Annotated in this window: 13 protein-coding genes; 9 read left to right on the forward strand and 4 right to left on the reverse strand. The window is 76.0% G+C overall.

The genetic code is table 11. The annotated features are described in order from the left end of the window. Positions 1–707 precede the first annotated feature (707 nt). Positions 708–1,637 carry a DUF3027 domain-containing protein gene (locus ACFYXU_RS05635; RefSeq protein WP_329851302.1) on the reverse strand — a complete coding sequence of 310 codons (930 nt, stop codon included), beginning with the start codon at positions 1,635–1,637 and terminating at the stop codon, positions 708–710. A 585-nt stretch (positions 1,638–2,222) separates the two neighbouring features. Here ACFYXU_RS05635 and ACFYXU_RS05640 point away from each other — a divergent pair. The 4 genes from ACFYXU_RS05640 (at position 2,223) to ACFYXU_RS05655 (ending at position 5,957) form a co-directional block, all read left to right on the forward strand. Continuing rightward, complete coding sequence (locus ACFYXU_RS05640; protein WP_376507357.1) at positions 2,223–3,605, forward strand: MFS transporter; 1,383 nt, start codon at positions 2,223–2,225, stop codon at positions 3,603–3,605. A 279-nt stretch (positions 3,606–3,884) separates the two neighbouring features. Continuing rightward, positions 3,885–4,367 (forward strand): DUF2771 domain-containing protein, encoded by a 483-nt coding sequence (locus tag ACFYXU_RS05645; protein WP_329851304.1) that lies wholly within the window; start codon positions 3,885–3,887, stop codon positions 4,365–4,367. A 7-nt stretch (positions 4,368–4,374) separates the two neighbouring features. Continuing rightward, on the forward strand, positions 4,375–5,109 hold the full coding sequence (locus ACFYXU_RS05650; RefSeq protein WP_376507356.1) for a futalosine hydrolase: 735 nt from the start codon (positions 4,375–4,377) through the stop codon (positions 5,107–5,109). Continuing rightward, complete coding sequence (locus ACFYXU_RS05655; RefSeq protein ID WP_329851306.1) at positions 5,106–5,957, forward strand: 1,4-dihydroxy-6-naphthoate synthase; 852 nt, start codon at positions 5,106–5,108, stop codon at positions 5,955–5,957. The genes ACFYXU_RS05650 and ACFYXU_RS05655 overlap by 4 nt, the downstream gene beginning before the upstream one ends. Positions 5,958–5,977: 20 nt before the next feature. On the opposite strand, the gene ACFYXU_RS05660 is transcribed toward ACFYXU_RS05655, so the two are convergent. After that, entirely contained in the window at positions 5,978–6,361 is a 384-nt protein-coding gene (locus ACFYXU_RS05660; RefSeq protein WP_030694234.1) for a cold-shock protein, read from the reverse strand. Between the two features lie 140 nt (positions 6,362–6,501). Between ACFYXU_RS05660 and ACFYXU_RS05665 the strand changes: the two genes are divergently transcribed. After that, positions 6,502–6,765, forward strand: coding sequence for a hypothetical protein (locus ACFYXU_RS05665; RefSeq protein ID WP_376507354.1), 264 nt, complete (start codon positions 6,502–6,504; stop codon positions 6,763–6,765). 3 nt (positions 6,766–6,768) lie between these two features. On the opposite strand, the gene ACFYXU_RS05670 is transcribed toward ACFYXU_RS05665, so the two are convergent. Continuing rightward, positions 6,769–7,392, reverse strand: coding sequence for an HAD family hydrolase (locus ACFYXU_RS05670; protein WP_376507353.1), 624 nt, complete (start codon positions 7,390–7,392; stop codon positions 6,769–6,771). 101 nt (positions 7,393–7,493) lie between these two features. Here ACFYXU_RS05670 and ACFYXU_RS05675 point away from each other — a divergent pair, with 101 nt between their 5' ends. Genes ACFYXU_RS05675 through ACFYXU_RS05685 form a run of 3 tightly spaced genes read left to right on the forward strand, consistent with a single transcriptional unit; the run spans position 7,494 to position 10,407 of the window. After that, positions 7,494–8,498, forward strand: coding sequence for a FecCD family ABC transporter permease (locus ACFYXU_RS05675; protein ID WP_389456586.1), 1,005 nt, complete (start codon positions 7,494–7,496; stop codon positions 8,496–8,498). Continuing rightward, positions 8,495–9,577 carry a FecCD family ABC transporter permease gene (locus tag ACFYXU_RS05680; protein WP_376507351.1) on the forward strand — a complete coding sequence of 361 codons (1,083 nt, stop codon included), beginning with the start codon at positions 8,495–8,497 and terminating at the stop codon, positions 9,575–9,577. Before ACFYXU_RS05675 ends, ACFYXU_RS05680 begins: the two co-directional genes overlap by 4 nt. Beyond that, entirely contained in the window at positions 9,574–10,407 is an 834-nt protein-coding gene (locus tag ACFYXU_RS05685) for an ABC transporter ATP-binding protein (RefSeq protein ID WP_389456589.1), read from the forward strand. Before ACFYXU_RS05680 ends, ACFYXU_RS05685 begins: the two co-directional genes overlap by 4 nt. Positions 10,408–11,044: 637 nt before the next feature. Here the strand turns inward: ACFYXU_RS05685 and ACFYXU_RS05690 are convergent. Continuing rightward, positions 11,045–12,010, reverse strand: a complete 966-nt coding sequence (locus tag ACFYXU_RS05690) for a hypothetical protein (RefSeq protein WP_389456592.1) — start codon at positions 12,008–12,010, stop codon at positions 11,045–11,047. Between the two features lie 72 nt (positions 12,011–12,082). Between ACFYXU_RS05690 and ACFYXU_RS05695 the strand changes: the two genes are divergently transcribed. Continuing rightward, entirely contained in the window at positions 12,083–14,719 is a 2,637-nt protein-coding gene (locus ACFYXU_RS05695) for a helicase-associated domain-containing protein (protein WP_389456594.1), read from the forward strand. The last annotated feature ends 109 nt before the right edge of the window (positions 14,720–14,828 follow it).

Genomic DNA, 14,828 nt, shown 5'->3' on the forward strand with positions numbered 1-14,828 from the left:
GAGCCCGCCCCTAGCTGCGGCCTGCCCTTTTCGGGCCCGCCTCCGACCGGTCCGCGACGGGCCTGCGGCCTGCGGTTTCGGGGCCCGCGGCCGGCCCGCTGCGGACCGGCGCCGCGCCACGTTGCGGGCCCGCGCCCCACCGTTGTGGGCCCGCGCCCCGCCGTTGTGGGCAGGCGTTCCGCAAGGGGCGGAACGGGTGGGCACAACGGACCAGCGCCCTGCCGGCGCCAGAGGCTCCTGGACCTGAACCCGCACGACCGGTGACGGCACCTTTGTGGAGCGGGTCCAGGCCCAGAACGCGGAGGCGCCGCTCAGCGCGCCGTCCCGTGTGCCCACCCGTCCCGCCCCAGCGGGACGATTGCCCACACGGGCAGCGGGCGACGGCGGCACACGGGCAGCGGGCGAGCGCCCACACGGGCGCGGGGCGGCGGGACCGCGTCGCACCAGGCGCCGCACGGGTGCGGCCAGAACGAGCGGCGGGCCCCCGCGCGGGCGGGGCGGCGGGACCGCCGGGCGACGGGCGCCGCAACGGGTGCGGCCAGCACGGGCGGCGGGGCCGCCGAGCGCGCGAGGCGGGCGCTCGGACGGGTGCGGGCCGCCACGGGTGCGGCCAGCAAGGCCGGCGGGCCCGCACGGGCGGCAGGCGCCGCATCCGCGTGGGGCGCCCCGCCTGGGCGGAGGTCCTGGCGGACCGAGGGGCCGGTGGGCTACGAGTGGCCCAGGTCTTCCGAGGTCGCGTCCGGTTCCGTCGTCGAGCCCGAGTCCTTCGCCGGCCGCAGCGGAAACGCGTCCGCCGCCATCGAGTCGAGCACCGGCGGCGCCGGCCGCGGCGGCTTCGGCATGACCGCGGCCTCCGAGTGCCCGCCGCACCCGTACGCGAGGGACACGACCCGGCCGTCCGCCGGGGAGAACTCGTTCGCGCAGATGCCGAAGGCCTGCCTCAGGGACCCGGCCACCGGCACCAGGAACGCGCAGGACTCGCAGGACGCGGGCGCCGCGACGGCCATCGGCGTCTTCGCGCCGAACGCCTCGTCCCAGCGGTCGGCCGCCTCGTGCAGGCCGTAGCGGGAGAGGACCCTCGCCCGGCGCATGCCGAGCTCGTCCGCGACCGCGGCGATCGCGCCCCGCGACGGGGTGCGCGAGGTCAGCTCGGCGTCCTCCTCGTCGAGGTGCTCCTCCATCTCCTCGGAGACGGCCGAGTTCGGCGGCGGCGCGTCCTCGCCCGAGTAGCCGGGCTCCAGGCGCAGGTCGTCCTGCTCGGTGGGCAGGAGGTCGCCGGGCCCCATGTCGCCGGGCCGCAGCCGCTCGCTCCACGGCACCCACTCGGGGGCGAGGAGCGCGTCGGAGCCGGGCAGCAGGACGGTTTCGTCAAGCGTGACGTTCTTCGCGCGGGAGGCGCGGGTGACGGTCACCGCCCAGCGCCAGCCCCGGTAGCCGGGCTCCTTGGACTCGAAGTAGTGCGTGACGACCCGGTCGCCCTCCGCGACGACCTCGACGTGTGCGCCGACGATCCCTGGCGCGGCCGCCTCCTCGGCGGCCTCCCGCGCGAGGTCTACGGCCTCCGCGCACAGGCGGTCGGGGATACGCGTGGCTCGCGGGGTACGCGGGGTACCGCTTCGCGTCGTCGCAGCACTCACAGGTCTCGCTTCTCTCCTACGCCGTCTCACGGGTGCGCCGGCCGAGGGGCGGGAGCGAAGCCACGGGCCGCGGGCGGAGCGGACCAGAGGGCCGCATCGACGTCCGCACCCGACTTGTCTCGCGCGTCTCGGGCACACCTAACGTCATCCATTCTGCGGGATGCCGAAGAGGCGCGCGGCCGAGAGATTCCGCCGGTGACGCGCTACGCACGCTACCCCGTTCGCGGGCCTCCGCCCACCTGCCCGTCCCAAGTGGCCCGGATCGCGGACGCCGCGCACCGCCGAACCGCCTTGAGACGGACCCGGGGACGGGCTCCGAACGGACGCGTCCGAGGGGTGCCCACGGGCCGGGCGGGTGAGGGCGCGGACGGGCCGCGCCGGGCCCCGTACCCAGCGCGGACGCACCCCGTACGCACCCCGCACGCGGCCCGCTCCCGCTCGCGACACGCCCGCCGGGGCCCGTCCGGAGAGCGGCCCCCGCCCGTCCTCCGGAGCCGTCCCGCGCCGCCTTCCGGCGGACCTCTCCTCGGAGCTCGTCCGTCGTGGCACGGTTCGCCGGGCGCGCCCGTGGGGCACTATGACGGAGTGGCAGCCGCACGGTCCCCCGTACGATCGCATGATCCAGCCGGGCCGCTCAGCCGAGCGGGCCGGAGGGTCGGGCGCGTCCTGCACCTGCCGTTCACCGGGACCGCGAAGGGCATCCGCAAGGCCACCCACGCGCACGGGGCGGGCGAATCCGGTCTCGGCAAACTGATCGAGCTGCACGCCGTGAACGGCGCCGGCGACGTCATGATCACCGTCGCCCTCGCCTCCACCGTCTTCTTCTCCGTGCCGACCGACGAGGCCCGCGGCCGGGTCGCGCTCTACCTGGCCGTCACGATGGCCCCCTTCGTCCTCCTCGCCCCCGTGATCGGTCCGCTCCTGGACCGGATCCCGCACGGGCGGCGCGCGGCGATGGCCGGCGCGATGCTGACCCGTGCCGTCCTCGCGATCCTCATGTCGGGAGCCGTGGCGACGGGCGGCCTGGAGCTGTATCCGGCGGCGCTCGGCGTCCTCGTGGCCTCGAAGGCGTACGGGGTGGTCCGCAGCGCCGTCGTGCCCCGGCTCCTGCCACCGAACTTCTCGCTCGTGAAGGCGAACTCCCGGGTCACGCTGGCCGGACTCCTCGCCACCGGCATCGCCGCGCCCATCGGCGCGGGACTCCAGATGATCGGGCCGACCTGGCCCCTCTACGGGGCGTGCGCGCTCTTCCTGCTCGGCACCTTCTGGGCGCTGCGGATGCCGCACAAGGTGGACTCGGCGAAGGGCGAGCGGCGGGCGCACCTGCTGACGCACGGCGAGAAGAAGCCGAGCCTGCGGACGGTGGGCCCGTCGGTGCTGCACGGTCTGGAGGCGAACGCGGCGCAGCGCATGCTGTCCGGATTCCTGATCTTCTTCCTGGCGTTCCTGCTGCGCGAGCACCCGCTGTCGGGGCAGAGCGCCGCCGTGTCGCTGGGGATCGTGGGCGTGGCGGCGGGCGTGGGGAACGCCTGCGGCACGGCGGCCGCCTCGCTGCTGCGGGACCGGGGCCAGGCGCCCGAGGTGATCATCGCCACGATGCTCACCGTGGTCTGCGGCACGGCGATCTGCACGGCGATCTTCTTCGGCGGCCTGATGGTCGCCGTCCTCGGCGCGGTCGCGGGACTCACCCAGGCCCTGTCGAAGCTGTCCCTGGACGCGCTCATCCAGCGGGACGTCCCGGAGCTGGTGCGGACCTCGGCGTTCGCCCGGTCCGAGACGGCGCTGCAGATGGCGTGGGTGGTGGGCGGCGGGATCGGCATCGCCCTGCCCCTGAACGGCACCCTGGGCATGTCCGTCGCCGCCGGGATCCTGGCCCTGGGCTGGGTCCTGGCGGTCCGCGGCCTCCTGACGGCGTCCCGCGGCCGCCAGGGCCCCAAGGGCGGCCGCCCGAGGACGAAGGTGGCCTAGCGGCGGTCGGGGGCGCCCTGCCCGTGGGGGGGCGACCTGCCCGTCGGGGCTTCCTGCCCGTCGGGGCTTCCCACCAGCGGGGTCGTCCTACCGGTCGGGGGCGTCCTGCTCGTATGGGGCGTCCTGCCCGTGGGGCGCGATCTGCCCGTCGGAGGCGTCCCGCCCGTACGGCCGGATCGCGGTCCCCGGGGCCCGGAACTCCGCGCGGAAGCGGTACGCCGGGGCGGCACGCCGTACCCCCGCGTGGCGCGGACGCGGCGGCCCGATAGCCTTCGGCTCATGACCGTTGCGTTCTTCTCCGGCTCGCGCCGCCGGGCCGCCGTCGCCCTCGGGGCCGTCTCCGCCGGGCTCCTCGTCCTCTCCGCCTGCGACAAGCCGACTCCGCTCGCGACCCTGACGGTCGGGACCGAATCGGTGAACTCCGAGGCCGCCTGCTACAACGACGGCGAAGCCATCAAGGAGTCGCAGATCCAGCAGTGCCTCAACAAGAAGGCCGAGAAGACCATCAAGGTCTCCGCGGACGACAAGATCCGCTTCGGCGTGGATCCGAAGATCGCGGACAACGGCTGGACGATCTTCCTCGGCGGCCAGCAGGCCGAGCCCGAGCCGTACAAGAAGACGTACCGGACCATCCCGGCCAGCGCCTTCTTCTCGCAGTCCCAGACCGGCGAGACCCCGAACAGCACCCAGGTGACCATCGTCGAGAACACCGGCAAGAAGCTGACCGGCATCTGGCACTTCGAGCTGAAGAAGGACTCCTGATCCGCCGGTGGTCCACCGGATCCTGATCGTGACGGCCGTGGCGGCGGAGGCGGACTCCGTCTCCGCCGGCCTCGGCCTCGGCGGCCCCGTGCTCCTCCCGCTGCCGGGGGGCCTCACGCTGCGCCGCCACCAGGACCGCGTCGACGTCCTCGTCGGCGGGGTCGGACCCGCCGCCGTCGCCGCCGCGACCGGGACGGCACTCGCCCACGGAGCCCTGACCGGGGCCCCCTACGGCCTCGTGGTGTCCGCCGGGATCGCCGGCGGGTTCCAGCCGGCCGCGCCCGTCGGATCGGTCGTGGTGTCCTCGGCGATCGTCGCCGCCGACCTCGGGGCCGAGACGACGGACGGGTACCTCGCGGTCGAGGAGCTCGGCTTCGGCCGCTCCGTCCACCCCGTGCCCGAGGCACTGACCGGCCGCGTCACCGCCGCGCTCGGCGCCGGCCCCCCGTACGCCCTCGCGCCCGTGCTCACGGTCTCCACCGTCACCGGCACCGCGCGGCGCGCCGCCGAACTCGCCGAGCGGCACCCGACGGCCGCCGCCGAGGCGATGGAGGGCTTCGGCGTCGCCGAGGCCGCCGCCGCGCACGGCGTGCCCGTCGTCGAGATCCGGGCCGTGTCGAACGCCGTCGGCCCCCGCGACCGCGCCGCCTGGCGCATCGGCGAGGCCCTCGGCGCCCTCCGGCACACCTTCGAGCTGCTCGGCAGCACCGTCCTCGTCGAGTCGTGGGAGCCGCACCCGTGAAACTCAAGATCGCCTACTCGCCCTGCCCGAACGACACCTTCGTCTTCGACGCCTGGGCGCACGACCGGGTCCCGGGCGCGCCCCGGCTCGACGTGACCTTCGCGGACATCGACGTCACCAACGGCTGGGCCGAGAGCGGCACCGACGGCCACGACGTCCTGAAGGTCTCGTACGCGGTGCTGCCCTGGATCCTCGACGAGTACGCCCTGCTGCCCTGCGGCGGAGCCCTGGGCCGGGGCTGCGGCCCGCTCGTCCTGACCCGCGACGCGGCGACCGGCGCCGACCTCGCCGGGAAGACGGTCGCCGTGCCGAGCGAGCGCTCGACCGCGTACCTGCTGTTCCGGCTGTGGGCGGCCGAGACCGTGCCCGGCGGTGTCGGGGACGTCGTCGTGATGCCGTTCCACGAGATCATGCCCGCCGTGCGGGACGGGAAGGTCGACGCGGGGCTCGTCATCCACGAGGCCCGCTTCACGTACCAGGACTACGGGCTGCACTGCCTGGCCGACATGGGCGAGCACTGGGAGTCCACCACCGGCCTCCCCATCCCGCTGGGCGCGATCGTCGCCCGCCGCTCACTGGGGGCCGAGACCCTGGAGCGGCTCGCCGCGTCCGCCCGCGCCTCGGTGCGGATGGCCTGGGACGACCCGGCGGCCTCGCGGCCGTACGTCCTGGAACACGCGCAGGAGATGGACCCGAAGGTCGCCGACCAGCACATCGGGCTCTACGTGAACGAGTTCACGGCCGACCTCGGCGAGCACGGCTACGCGGCGGTGCGCGGGCTGCTCACGCGCGCCGCGGCCGAGGGACTCGTACCGCCCCTCGGCCCGGACGCGCTGCGGTTCCCCTGACCCGGGGCCCCTTCCGGGGGCTACACGTCCAGCTGGTCGGCGACCGCGCGCAGCAGGCCGGCGATCTTCTTGCCGGCCGCCTTCTCCGGGTAGCGGCCTCGCTCCAGCATCGGCGTGATGTTCTCCAGGAGCGTCGTCAGGTCCTGCACGATGGACGCCAGTTCGTCGGGCTTGCGGCGCTGCGCCGCGGCGACGGACGGGGTCGGGTCGAGGATCGTGACGGACAGCGCCTGGTCGCCGCGCTGCCCGGCGACGACGCCGAACTCCACCCGCTGGCCGGGCTTCAGGGCGTCGACTCCGGCAGGGAGCACCGACGAGTGCACGAAGACGTCGCCGCCGTCGTCGCGGGAGAGAAAGCCGAAGCCCTTCTCGCTGTTGAACCATTTGACCTTGCCGGTAGGCACGTCTGTCCTCGTCCTCGTCCTCGTCGATGGGGATGGCAAACGGCGGGTCGACCGACCCGCCGGCACCAGGCTAATGGGCTGGAGGCCGGTGACAAGACGTCGCCGATGTGTTCCTCCGGCCTGGGAACTACCCTGGCCGGATGCGTAGTGAAACCCCCGCCGTGCCGGTGGACGACAGTGCCCCGGGTGACGGACTCGTCAAGATCGGTGTGATCGTGTTCGCGGTCGGCGCGGTCGCGACGCTGGTCACCGTGGCCCCGCTGTTCCTCAAGACGGACCCGTTCCCCACCGTGGCGTACCTCGTGTCGATGCTGATGGGCGTCGGATTCCTGCTCGCCGCCGCCGGGGTGCTCCGGTCGGTCGCGGCCCAGCGTCGGCAGGCCCGTTCCGGCCAGACCGCCTGACGCTCAGGCCAGGTACCCCTCCCACCAGGCACGGAAGTCCGTCAGGTCCGCCAGGACCACGTCCGCGCCCGCCGCCCGCAGCTCCTCGGCGGGGCAGGGGCCGGTGGCGACGGCCACCGACAGGGCGCCCGCCGCGGCGGCGCCCCGGACGTCTCCGACGTGGTCCCCGACGTACACCCCGGCGCCGTGCGCGCGCAGGGCCTCCGCCTTGCCCTCGGCCCACAGGCCGCCCGCGACCGCGTACGGCTCGATGCCGAGGTGGGCGAGGTGCAGCTCGACGTGCGGGCCGTTCTTCGCGCTGACGACGATCGTCCGCCCGCCCGCCTCACGCACCGCCTCCATGGCGTCCCGCGCGCCCGGCATCGGGACCGTCGGCGCGATCGCGTACTCCGGGTAGAGCGCCCGGTAGCGGGCCGTCATCTCCGTGACGTGCTCCGCCGGGAACCAGTGCGCGATCTCCTGCTCCAGCGGCGGCCCGAGGCGGCTCACCACGAGGTCGGCGTCGACCGGCACGCCGACCTCGGCGGAGAAGGCGACCCACGTCGCCCGGATGCCGGGGCGGGTGTCGAGCAGGGTCAGGTCGAGGTCGAAGCCGACGGTGGGCGGCTGCGGAGGCGTGGTCGTCATGGGGCCATTGTCGCGGGACCTCCGGCCCGGGTGCTCGCACATGCGTGCTGGCTACACTCAGGCAAGCCTCACCAAACCCGCACTCCCCCCGATGGGTCCCGATGCCAGCCGCTTTCCGTACCAGACGGGTCCTCGCGACCTCGGCGGCCCTCGTCGCCCTGCTCCTCGCGGTCCTGCTCAGCCTCGCCGTGGGCGCCCGCCCCGTCGCCCCGTCCACCGTCCTCGACGCCCTCCTGCACGGCGCGACGGGCACCGACGCCGACGTGGTCCGCGAGCTCCGCGTCCCCCGGACCCTCATCGGGCTGATGGTCGGCGCCGCCCTCGGGCTCGCCGGCACCGCCCTCCAGGGCATCACCCGCAACCCGATCGCCGACCCCGGCATCCTCGGCATCAGCCAGGGCTCGTCGGTCGCGGTCGTCCTCGCCATCGCCTTCCTCGGGGTGCACGAGCTGAGCGGGTACGTGTGGTTCGCCTTCGCCGGCGCCGCCCTCGCCTCCGTCGCCGTCTACGCGATCGCGGCCGCCGGGCGCGGCGGCGCCACACCGGTGAAGCTCGCGCTCGGCGGCGCCGCGATCAACGCGCTGCTGCTCTCCGTCACCACCGGCGTCCTCACGACCAGGGCCTCGGCGCTCGACGAGTTCCGGTTCTGGCAGATCGGCTCCCTCGACGGGCGCGACACCGCGATCGTCGCCCAGATCTGGCCCTTCCTGCTGCTCGGCGCGGTCCTCGTGCTCTCCGTGGCCCGCGGGCTCGACGCGCTCGCCCTCGGCGAGGACGTCGCCAAGGGCCTCGGCCAGCGCGTCGCGACCATACGGATCGTGGGCGGGCTGGGCGCGACCGTCCTCACCGGCGCGGCCGTCGCCGCGGCCGGGCCCGTCGCCTTCGTCGGCCTCGCCGTCCCCCACATCGCCCGCGCCGTCGTCGGCTCCGACCACCGCTGGGTGCTGCCGATGGCCGCGCTCACCGGGCCCGTGATGCTGCTCGTCGCCGATGTCGCCGGACGGATCCTGTTCCCGCCGGGCGAGATCCCCGCCGGGGTGATGACCGCCCTGATCGGCGTGCCGTTCCTGGTGACCCTGGTCCGGCGGAAGGCGGTGCCCGCGTGACCACCCTCGATGTCCGGCCCGTTCGGCCCGCCGGGCCCGTCCGCCCCGCCGGATACGGACTCGTGCGCGCCGGACGGGCCTCCTTCCTCGTCCACCGGCGCTCGGCCCTCGTCGCCGGCGGCCTGCTGCTGCTCCTGGCCGCCGCCTGCGTCGCGTACCTCTGCGTCGGCGAGAAGGCCGTCTCCCCCGGGGAGGTCGTACGGATCCTCCTCGGGGAGCCGTCGCCGTCGGCGTTCGTCGTCGAGGAGCTGCGCGTGCCGAGGCTCGTCGCCGCCCTCGCCGTCGGCGCGGCCTTCGGCATCGCGGGCGGCCTCATCCAGACCGTCGCCCGCAACCCGCTCGCCTCCCCCGACATCATCGGCATCAGCCAGGGCGCCGGGGCCGTCACCGTCGCCGCGATGACCTTCGGCCTCACCTCGTACACCGTCCTGCCGTACGTCTCGATCGCCGGCGGCATCCTCGCCGCCGCCCTCGTCTACGTCTTCGCCTGGCGCGGCGGACTGCACGCCACCCGCTTCGTCCTCATCGGCATCGGCATCGCGATCGCCCTGCGGTCCCTCATCACGCTCTTCATGACGAAGGGCGACTACCTCGTCGCCCAGCAGGCCCAGATCTGGATGACGGGCTCCCTCAACGGGCGCGGCTGGGACGAGACCGCGCCGATCCGCTGGACGCTGCTCCTGCTGCTGCCCGCCGTGCTGTGGGCGGCCCGCGCCCAGCGGACCGCGGCCCTCGACGACGACACGGCCACCGCGCTCGGCGTCCGCCTCGGCGGCGTCCGTCTCGGGCTCGTCGTCGTCGGCGTCGTCCTCGCCTCGGTCGCGACCGGCGTCGCCGGACCCGTCGACTTCGTCGCGCTGCTCGCCCCGCAGATCGCCCGCCGCATGACCCGCACGGCACAGATCCCGCTGCTGTGCTCCGCGCTCACCGGCGCGGTGATCGTCGTCGCCGCCGACCTCCTCGGGCGGCGGCTCCTCTCCCCCGTCGAACTGCCCGTGGGAGTCCTCACGGCGGCGGTCGGCGCCCCGTACCTGATCTGGCTCATCGTCCGGAGCCGAGCCGTTGGAGGAACCTCGTGAGCGTCGAGAGCGTCGAGAGCGTCGAGAGCAGATTGCAGGCCCGCGGGCTGACCCTCGCCTACGAGGACCGCACCGTCGTCGAGGAGCTCGACCTCGCGGTCCCCGACGGCCGGGTGACCGTGATCGTCGGCCCCAACGCCTGTGGCAAGTCCACGACGCTGCGAGCGCTCGGCCGCCTGCTGCGGCCCGCGGGCGGCGCGGTCCTCCTCGACGGGGAGTCGCTCGCGAAGCTCCCCACGAAGCGGATCGCCCGTTCCATCGGCCTGCTGCCCCAGACGCCCGTCGCGCCCGAGGCCATCACCGTCGCCGACCTCGTCTCCCGCGGCCGGCAGCCGCACCAGGCCTGGTGGAAGCAGTGGTCGGAGGAGGACGAGCGGGCGGTCGCCGACGCCATGGAACGCACGGACGTCGCCGCGCTCGCCGACCGGTCCGTCGACGCGCTCTCCGGCGGGCAGCGGCAGCGCGTGTGGATCGCGATGGCCCTCGCCCAGGAGACCGACCTGCTCCTCCTCGACGAGCCCACCACCTACCTGGACATCTCCCACCAGGTCGAGGTCCTCGACCTGGTCCGGCGCCTCAACCGGCTGCGCGGCCGGACCGTCGTCCTCGTCCTCCACGACCTGAACCAGGCCGCCCGGTACGCCGACCACCTCGTCGCCATGAAGGCGGGCCGGGTCGTCGCGGAGGGCCCGCCGTCGGAGATCGTCACGGCGGAGCTGGTACGGGACGTCTTCGGCCTCACCTCGGTCGTGGTCCCGGACCCGGTGACGGGGTCACCGCTGGTGGTGCCGGGGGCGCCGTGGCAACCGGAGCCGGCGACGCTTCGCTGAGGGCGGGGGGCTGGCCGTGGCCGGTGGGCCGGCGCCGCCGGTGCGGGGCCGGCCGTCGCTCGTGCGGCGCCGTCGACCGCCTCCGCCGGTGGTCCGTGCGGGGGCGTCGCCCGCGCCCGTGTGCCTGCGGCCGCACCCGTGCGGGCCTTCACCCGCTGCCCGTCTGCCCACCGCCGAGTGGGCCCGTCGCCCACTGCCCGTGTGCCCGCCGCCGCATGGGCCCGGCGCCCGCACCCGCGCGGGCCTTCGCCCGGTGCCCGTGTGCCGCCGCCGTGTGGGCCTTCGCCCACTGCCCGTGTGGGCAATCGTCCCGCTGGGGCGGGACGGGTGGGCACACGGGACGGCGCCCCTTAGCGGCGCCTCCGCGTTCCGGGCCTGACCCGCACCACCACGTGCTGGACCTGTCGGTGCGGGTCAGGGCGCGGGAGCCTCTGGCGCCGGTAGGGCGCGGGTCCGTTGTGCCCACCCGTTCCGCCCCTTGCGGAACGCCTGCCCACAACGGCGGGGCGCGGCCCACAACGAGCGGGCGCGGGCCCGCAACGGGGGGCGGCGGGGGCGCCTGCCCGTGACGCGTGGGCGCGGGCCCGCGACGGGCGGGGTGCGCGGGGGCGCCGCGCACGACGGACCGGCGGGGCCGTCAGTGGCGGCGGGAGCGCCACAGGAGGAAGAGGGCCGAGGCCGTCGCCGCGCCGCGGAGGACCCAGGGCCACGTCTCGGAGACCGCCGCGCCCATCGCCTCGCCCCCGGCAGGGACCGCCTCGCCCCAGCGCCCCTCGACGCGGCCCCACAGCCAGAGGACGCCGGCCGCGGCGCTGAGGCCGGGGATCACGAGGACCGCGCCCTTGACCTCGCCGGGGGTCAGCCGCCGGGAGGCGTACGCGAGGAGCCAGCCCGCCGCGAGGGCGACGAGCGAGCCGAAGACCGCGCCGCCGAGCAGCAGGAGCGCGGCGAGCAGGACGAAGGGGTTCGCCAGGCGGGACCGGGACGGCGCGGCCGGTTCCGCGACCGCGACCGGCGCCGCGACCGGCGCCTTGCGCCGCCGCAGGAGCCGGGCCAGGCGACGCGCCCGCCCCACGGGCGGAGCCGGGGCCGCGTCCTCCGCTTCCTCCTCCGGCTCGGGCGGCGGCGCGAACAGGTCCGGCCGCTCGATCCCGCCGACGAAGCCGAAGAACCCGTCCTCGTCGGTGGGGGCGTCCGCGTCCGTCCGCCACCAGTCCCCCACGGGAGCGGGCTTCCGGTCCTCCCGCTCGGCGACCGGGACCGACGCGCCGGACGGCGGTGACGGGTTTCCGGCGTCGCCGCTCGACCCGGCCGACCCCGTCGGCCCGGTCGGCGGGCCCTCCCCGGCCCGGGGCTTCGGCACCGGCGCCCCGTCCGCGGGGTCCGCCCGGTCCACCACCTCGTCCGGGGTGCCCAGGGCGCCGAGGATGCCGCGCACCTGCGCCGGACTCTCCTCGCCCTGCGTGGCGCGCCTGCGGTCGATCTCGTTCCGCAGCCCGGACACGAGCTTCATCCGGTCGCTCGCCGGCAGCTGCCGCTGCTGTGCCAGATCGCCGACCCGGCTCAGATAGTCGTAGACCAGACGGTCGCTCTCGATCCCCACGGTGCCCCTCCACGGCCGGTTCGCCCGGTACGGCCCGACGTTAGCGCCTGGACAGCGGCTAACGTGGGGCGGATGGGGATCGGTGAGCTCGACCGGGAGGCGCACGTGCCCGAAGCTACTGGCGCCGCCGCGGCGCCCCGCACGCTCGCGGAGTCGCTCCGCGCGCGGGGCGACGAGGGACTCTCGGGGCTGCTGCGTGCCCGCCCCGACCTGCTCAACCCCGTACCGAACGACCTGACGCAGCTGGCGACCCGCGCCGGCACGCGGGGCTCGGTGGTGCGGGCCCTGGAGCGGCTCGACCGCTTCGCCCTCCAGACGGCGGAGGCACTCGCCGTGGCCCCCGACCCCGCCCCGTACCCCGTCCTGCTCGGGCTGCTGACCGGCGACGAGGGCGATCCGGAGATCGAGGCGGCGCTGCCCGGCGCGGTGGCGCTGCTGCGCGAGCAGGCCCTGCTGTGGGGCGAGGAGGACCGGCTGCGGCTCGTGCGGACCGCGCGGGAGCTGCTCGCGCCGTCGGCGCAGCACTCCTCGCCGACCGGTCTCGGGCCGACGGTCGCGGAGGCGACGGCGGGGATGTCGCCGGGCCGGGTGCAGGAGATCATCGCGACGGCCGGTCTCACGGCGACGCACGACCCGGTGTCGGCGGTGCGGGTGCTCACGGAGCTGTTCACGGACCGGGCGAGGATGGGGGCGCTCCTCGACGAGGCGTCCCCGGAGGCGCTGTCCGTCCTGGACCGGCTGGTGTGGGGTCCGCCGTACGGCGAGGTGACGGCGAACCCGGCGCCTCCGGTGCGCTGGCTGCGCGACCGTGGCCTGCTGCTGCCGGTGTCGGCGCGGACGATGGTGCTGCCGCGCGAGGTGGCGCTGCACCTGCGGGGCGGCCGGGCGCACCGGGCGCCGGAGCCGCTGGCGCCGGAGCTCGGGGTGGCGCGCGACTACCGTCCCCAGGTGGTGGACAGCGCGGCCGCCGGGCAGGCGTACGCGGCGCTCGCGACCGTCGAGGAGCTGCTGAAGTCCTGGGACCAAGGCGGCCCGCAGGTGCTGCGGGCGGGCGGGATGTCCGTACGGGACCTGAAGCGGACCGCGACGGCCCTGGACCTGTCGGAGCAGCTCACCGCCTTCTGGCTGGAGCTGTGCTTCGGGGCGGGACTGCTCGCCTCGGACGGCGAGGCGGACGAGCGGTACGCGCCGACGCCCGCGTACGACGACTGGCTCGACCTGCCCGCGGCGGAGCGCTGGGCCCGGCTCGTCGCGCCCTGGCTGATGTCGACCCGGACGCCCGGCCTGGTGGGCGGCGCCGACGCGAAGGGCCGCACGCTCGCCGTGCTCGGCCCGGACCTGGACCGGGGGCCCGCGCCGGAGGTCCGGCACCGGGTCCTCGAACTCCTCGCGACGCTCCCGCCCGGCGCGGCGGCGGAGCCGGAGTCGCTGTTCGCGCGGCTGCGCTGGGAGCGGCCGCCGCGCGGCACCGCGCAGACGGCACCGGCGCAGACCTTCCCGTCCCCCACGGGCCCGGCCGCCGGCTCCGGTCCGACGGCGGTGGGCGCGGGCTCGGCGGCCGAGGGCTTCGGGGCGCCCGGATACGGCCCCGACCTCCCCGGTGACCTGCGGGCGCGGCTCGCCCGCTGGACGCTCGCCGAGGCGGAGCTGCTCGGGCTCACCGGCCGGGGCGCGCTCGCGGGCCCCGCCCGCGCCCTGCTCAACCTGCCGCTGGCGGAGGCCGCCGCCCCCGCCGACCACGGCGGCCGGGTCGAGTTGTCGGTGGCCGCCGGGCGGGCCGCGACCCTGCTCGCGCCGCTGCTCCCCGAGGCCGTCGACCACGTGCTCCTCCAGGCCGACCTGACGGCCGTCGCGCCCGGGCCGCTGCGGCGGCCGCTGGCGGACGCGCTGGCGGTCCTGGCGGACGTGGAATCGAAGGGTGGCGCGACGGTCTACCGGTTCACGCCCGGATCCGTGCGGCGCGCGCTCGACTCCGGACGGTCCGCCTCCGACCTGCACGACTTCCTCACGGCGCACTCCCGCACGCCCGTGCCTCAGCCGCTGGCGTACCTGATCGACGACGTGGCCAGGAGACACGGCCACCTGCGGATCGGCGCGGCCTCCGCGTACGTGCGCTGCGACGACGACACCGTCCTCGGCGAGATCCTGGCCGACCGGCGGTCCGCGCCCCTGGGCCTGCGCCGGCTCGCGCCGACGGTGCTCGCCGCGCAGACGGACCCGGCGTCGCTGCTCGACGGGCTGCGGTCGATGGGGTACGCCCCGGCCGCCGAGTCCGCCGAGGGCGACGTCCTGATCACCCGCGCCGACGCGTACCGCGCCCCGGCGCGTACGGCCCCGGTCCCCGTCCCCGACGGCCCGCCCGCCCCGGACACCACCCTGCTCGGCGCGGCGGTGAAGGCGATCCGGGCGGGCGACCGGGCAGCGACGGCGGTGCGCAAGGAGCAGCCGGCGCCCGTGACGGCGGCGGGCGGCCTGCCGCGCACCTCGGCGGCCGAGACCCTGGCCACCGTGCAGGCCGCCGCGATGACCGGCTCGGCCGTCTGGATCGGCTACGTGAACGCGGAGGGCGCGGCGAGCCAGCGCGTCATCGCCCCGGTCCGCGTGGAGGGCGGCTTCGTGACGGGGTACGACCACACGGCCGACGAGGTCCGCACGTACCCCCTGCACCGCATCACGGGCGTCGCGGAACTGGCGGACGACCAGGTCTAGCGCTCCCGTCCGGCCCACCACGGCCCCGGATCGGGCGGACGTCCGGCCCACCACGGCCCCGGATCGGGCAGACTGGAGGATTGGCCGTCGTCGGAGCGGCCCGGGAAGG

The organism is Streptomyces sp. NPDC002232, assembly GCF_042890295.1.
Classification (GTDB): Bacteria; Actinomycetota; Actinomycetes; order Streptomycetales; family Streptomycetaceae; genus Streptomyces.

What these genes read in the sequence shown, in the direction of transcription:
- ACFYXU_RS05665 (WP_376507354.1), top strand. Translation starts at nt 6,502, where the DNA reads ATGCGTAGTGAAACCCCCGCCGTGCCGGTGGACGACAGTGCCCCGGGT.
- ACFYXU_RS05670 (WP_376507353.1), bottom strand. Translation starts at nt 7,392, where the DNA reads ATGACGACCACGCCTCCGCAGCCGCCCACCGTCGGCTTCGACCTCGAC.
- ACFYXU_RS05675 (WP_389456586.1), top strand. Translation starts at nt 7,494, where the DNA reads ATGCCAGCCGCTTTCCGTACCAGACGGGTCCTCGCGACCTCGGCGGCC.
- ACFYXU_RS05645 (WP_329851304.1), top strand. Translation starts at nt 3,885, where the DNA reads ATGACCGTTGCGTTCTTCTCCGGCTCGCGCCGCCGGGCCGCCGTCGCC.
- ACFYXU_RS05695 (WP_389456594.1), top strand. Translation starts at nt 12,083, where the DNA reads ATGGGGATCGGTGAGCTCGACCGGGAGGCGCACGTGCCCGAAGCTACT.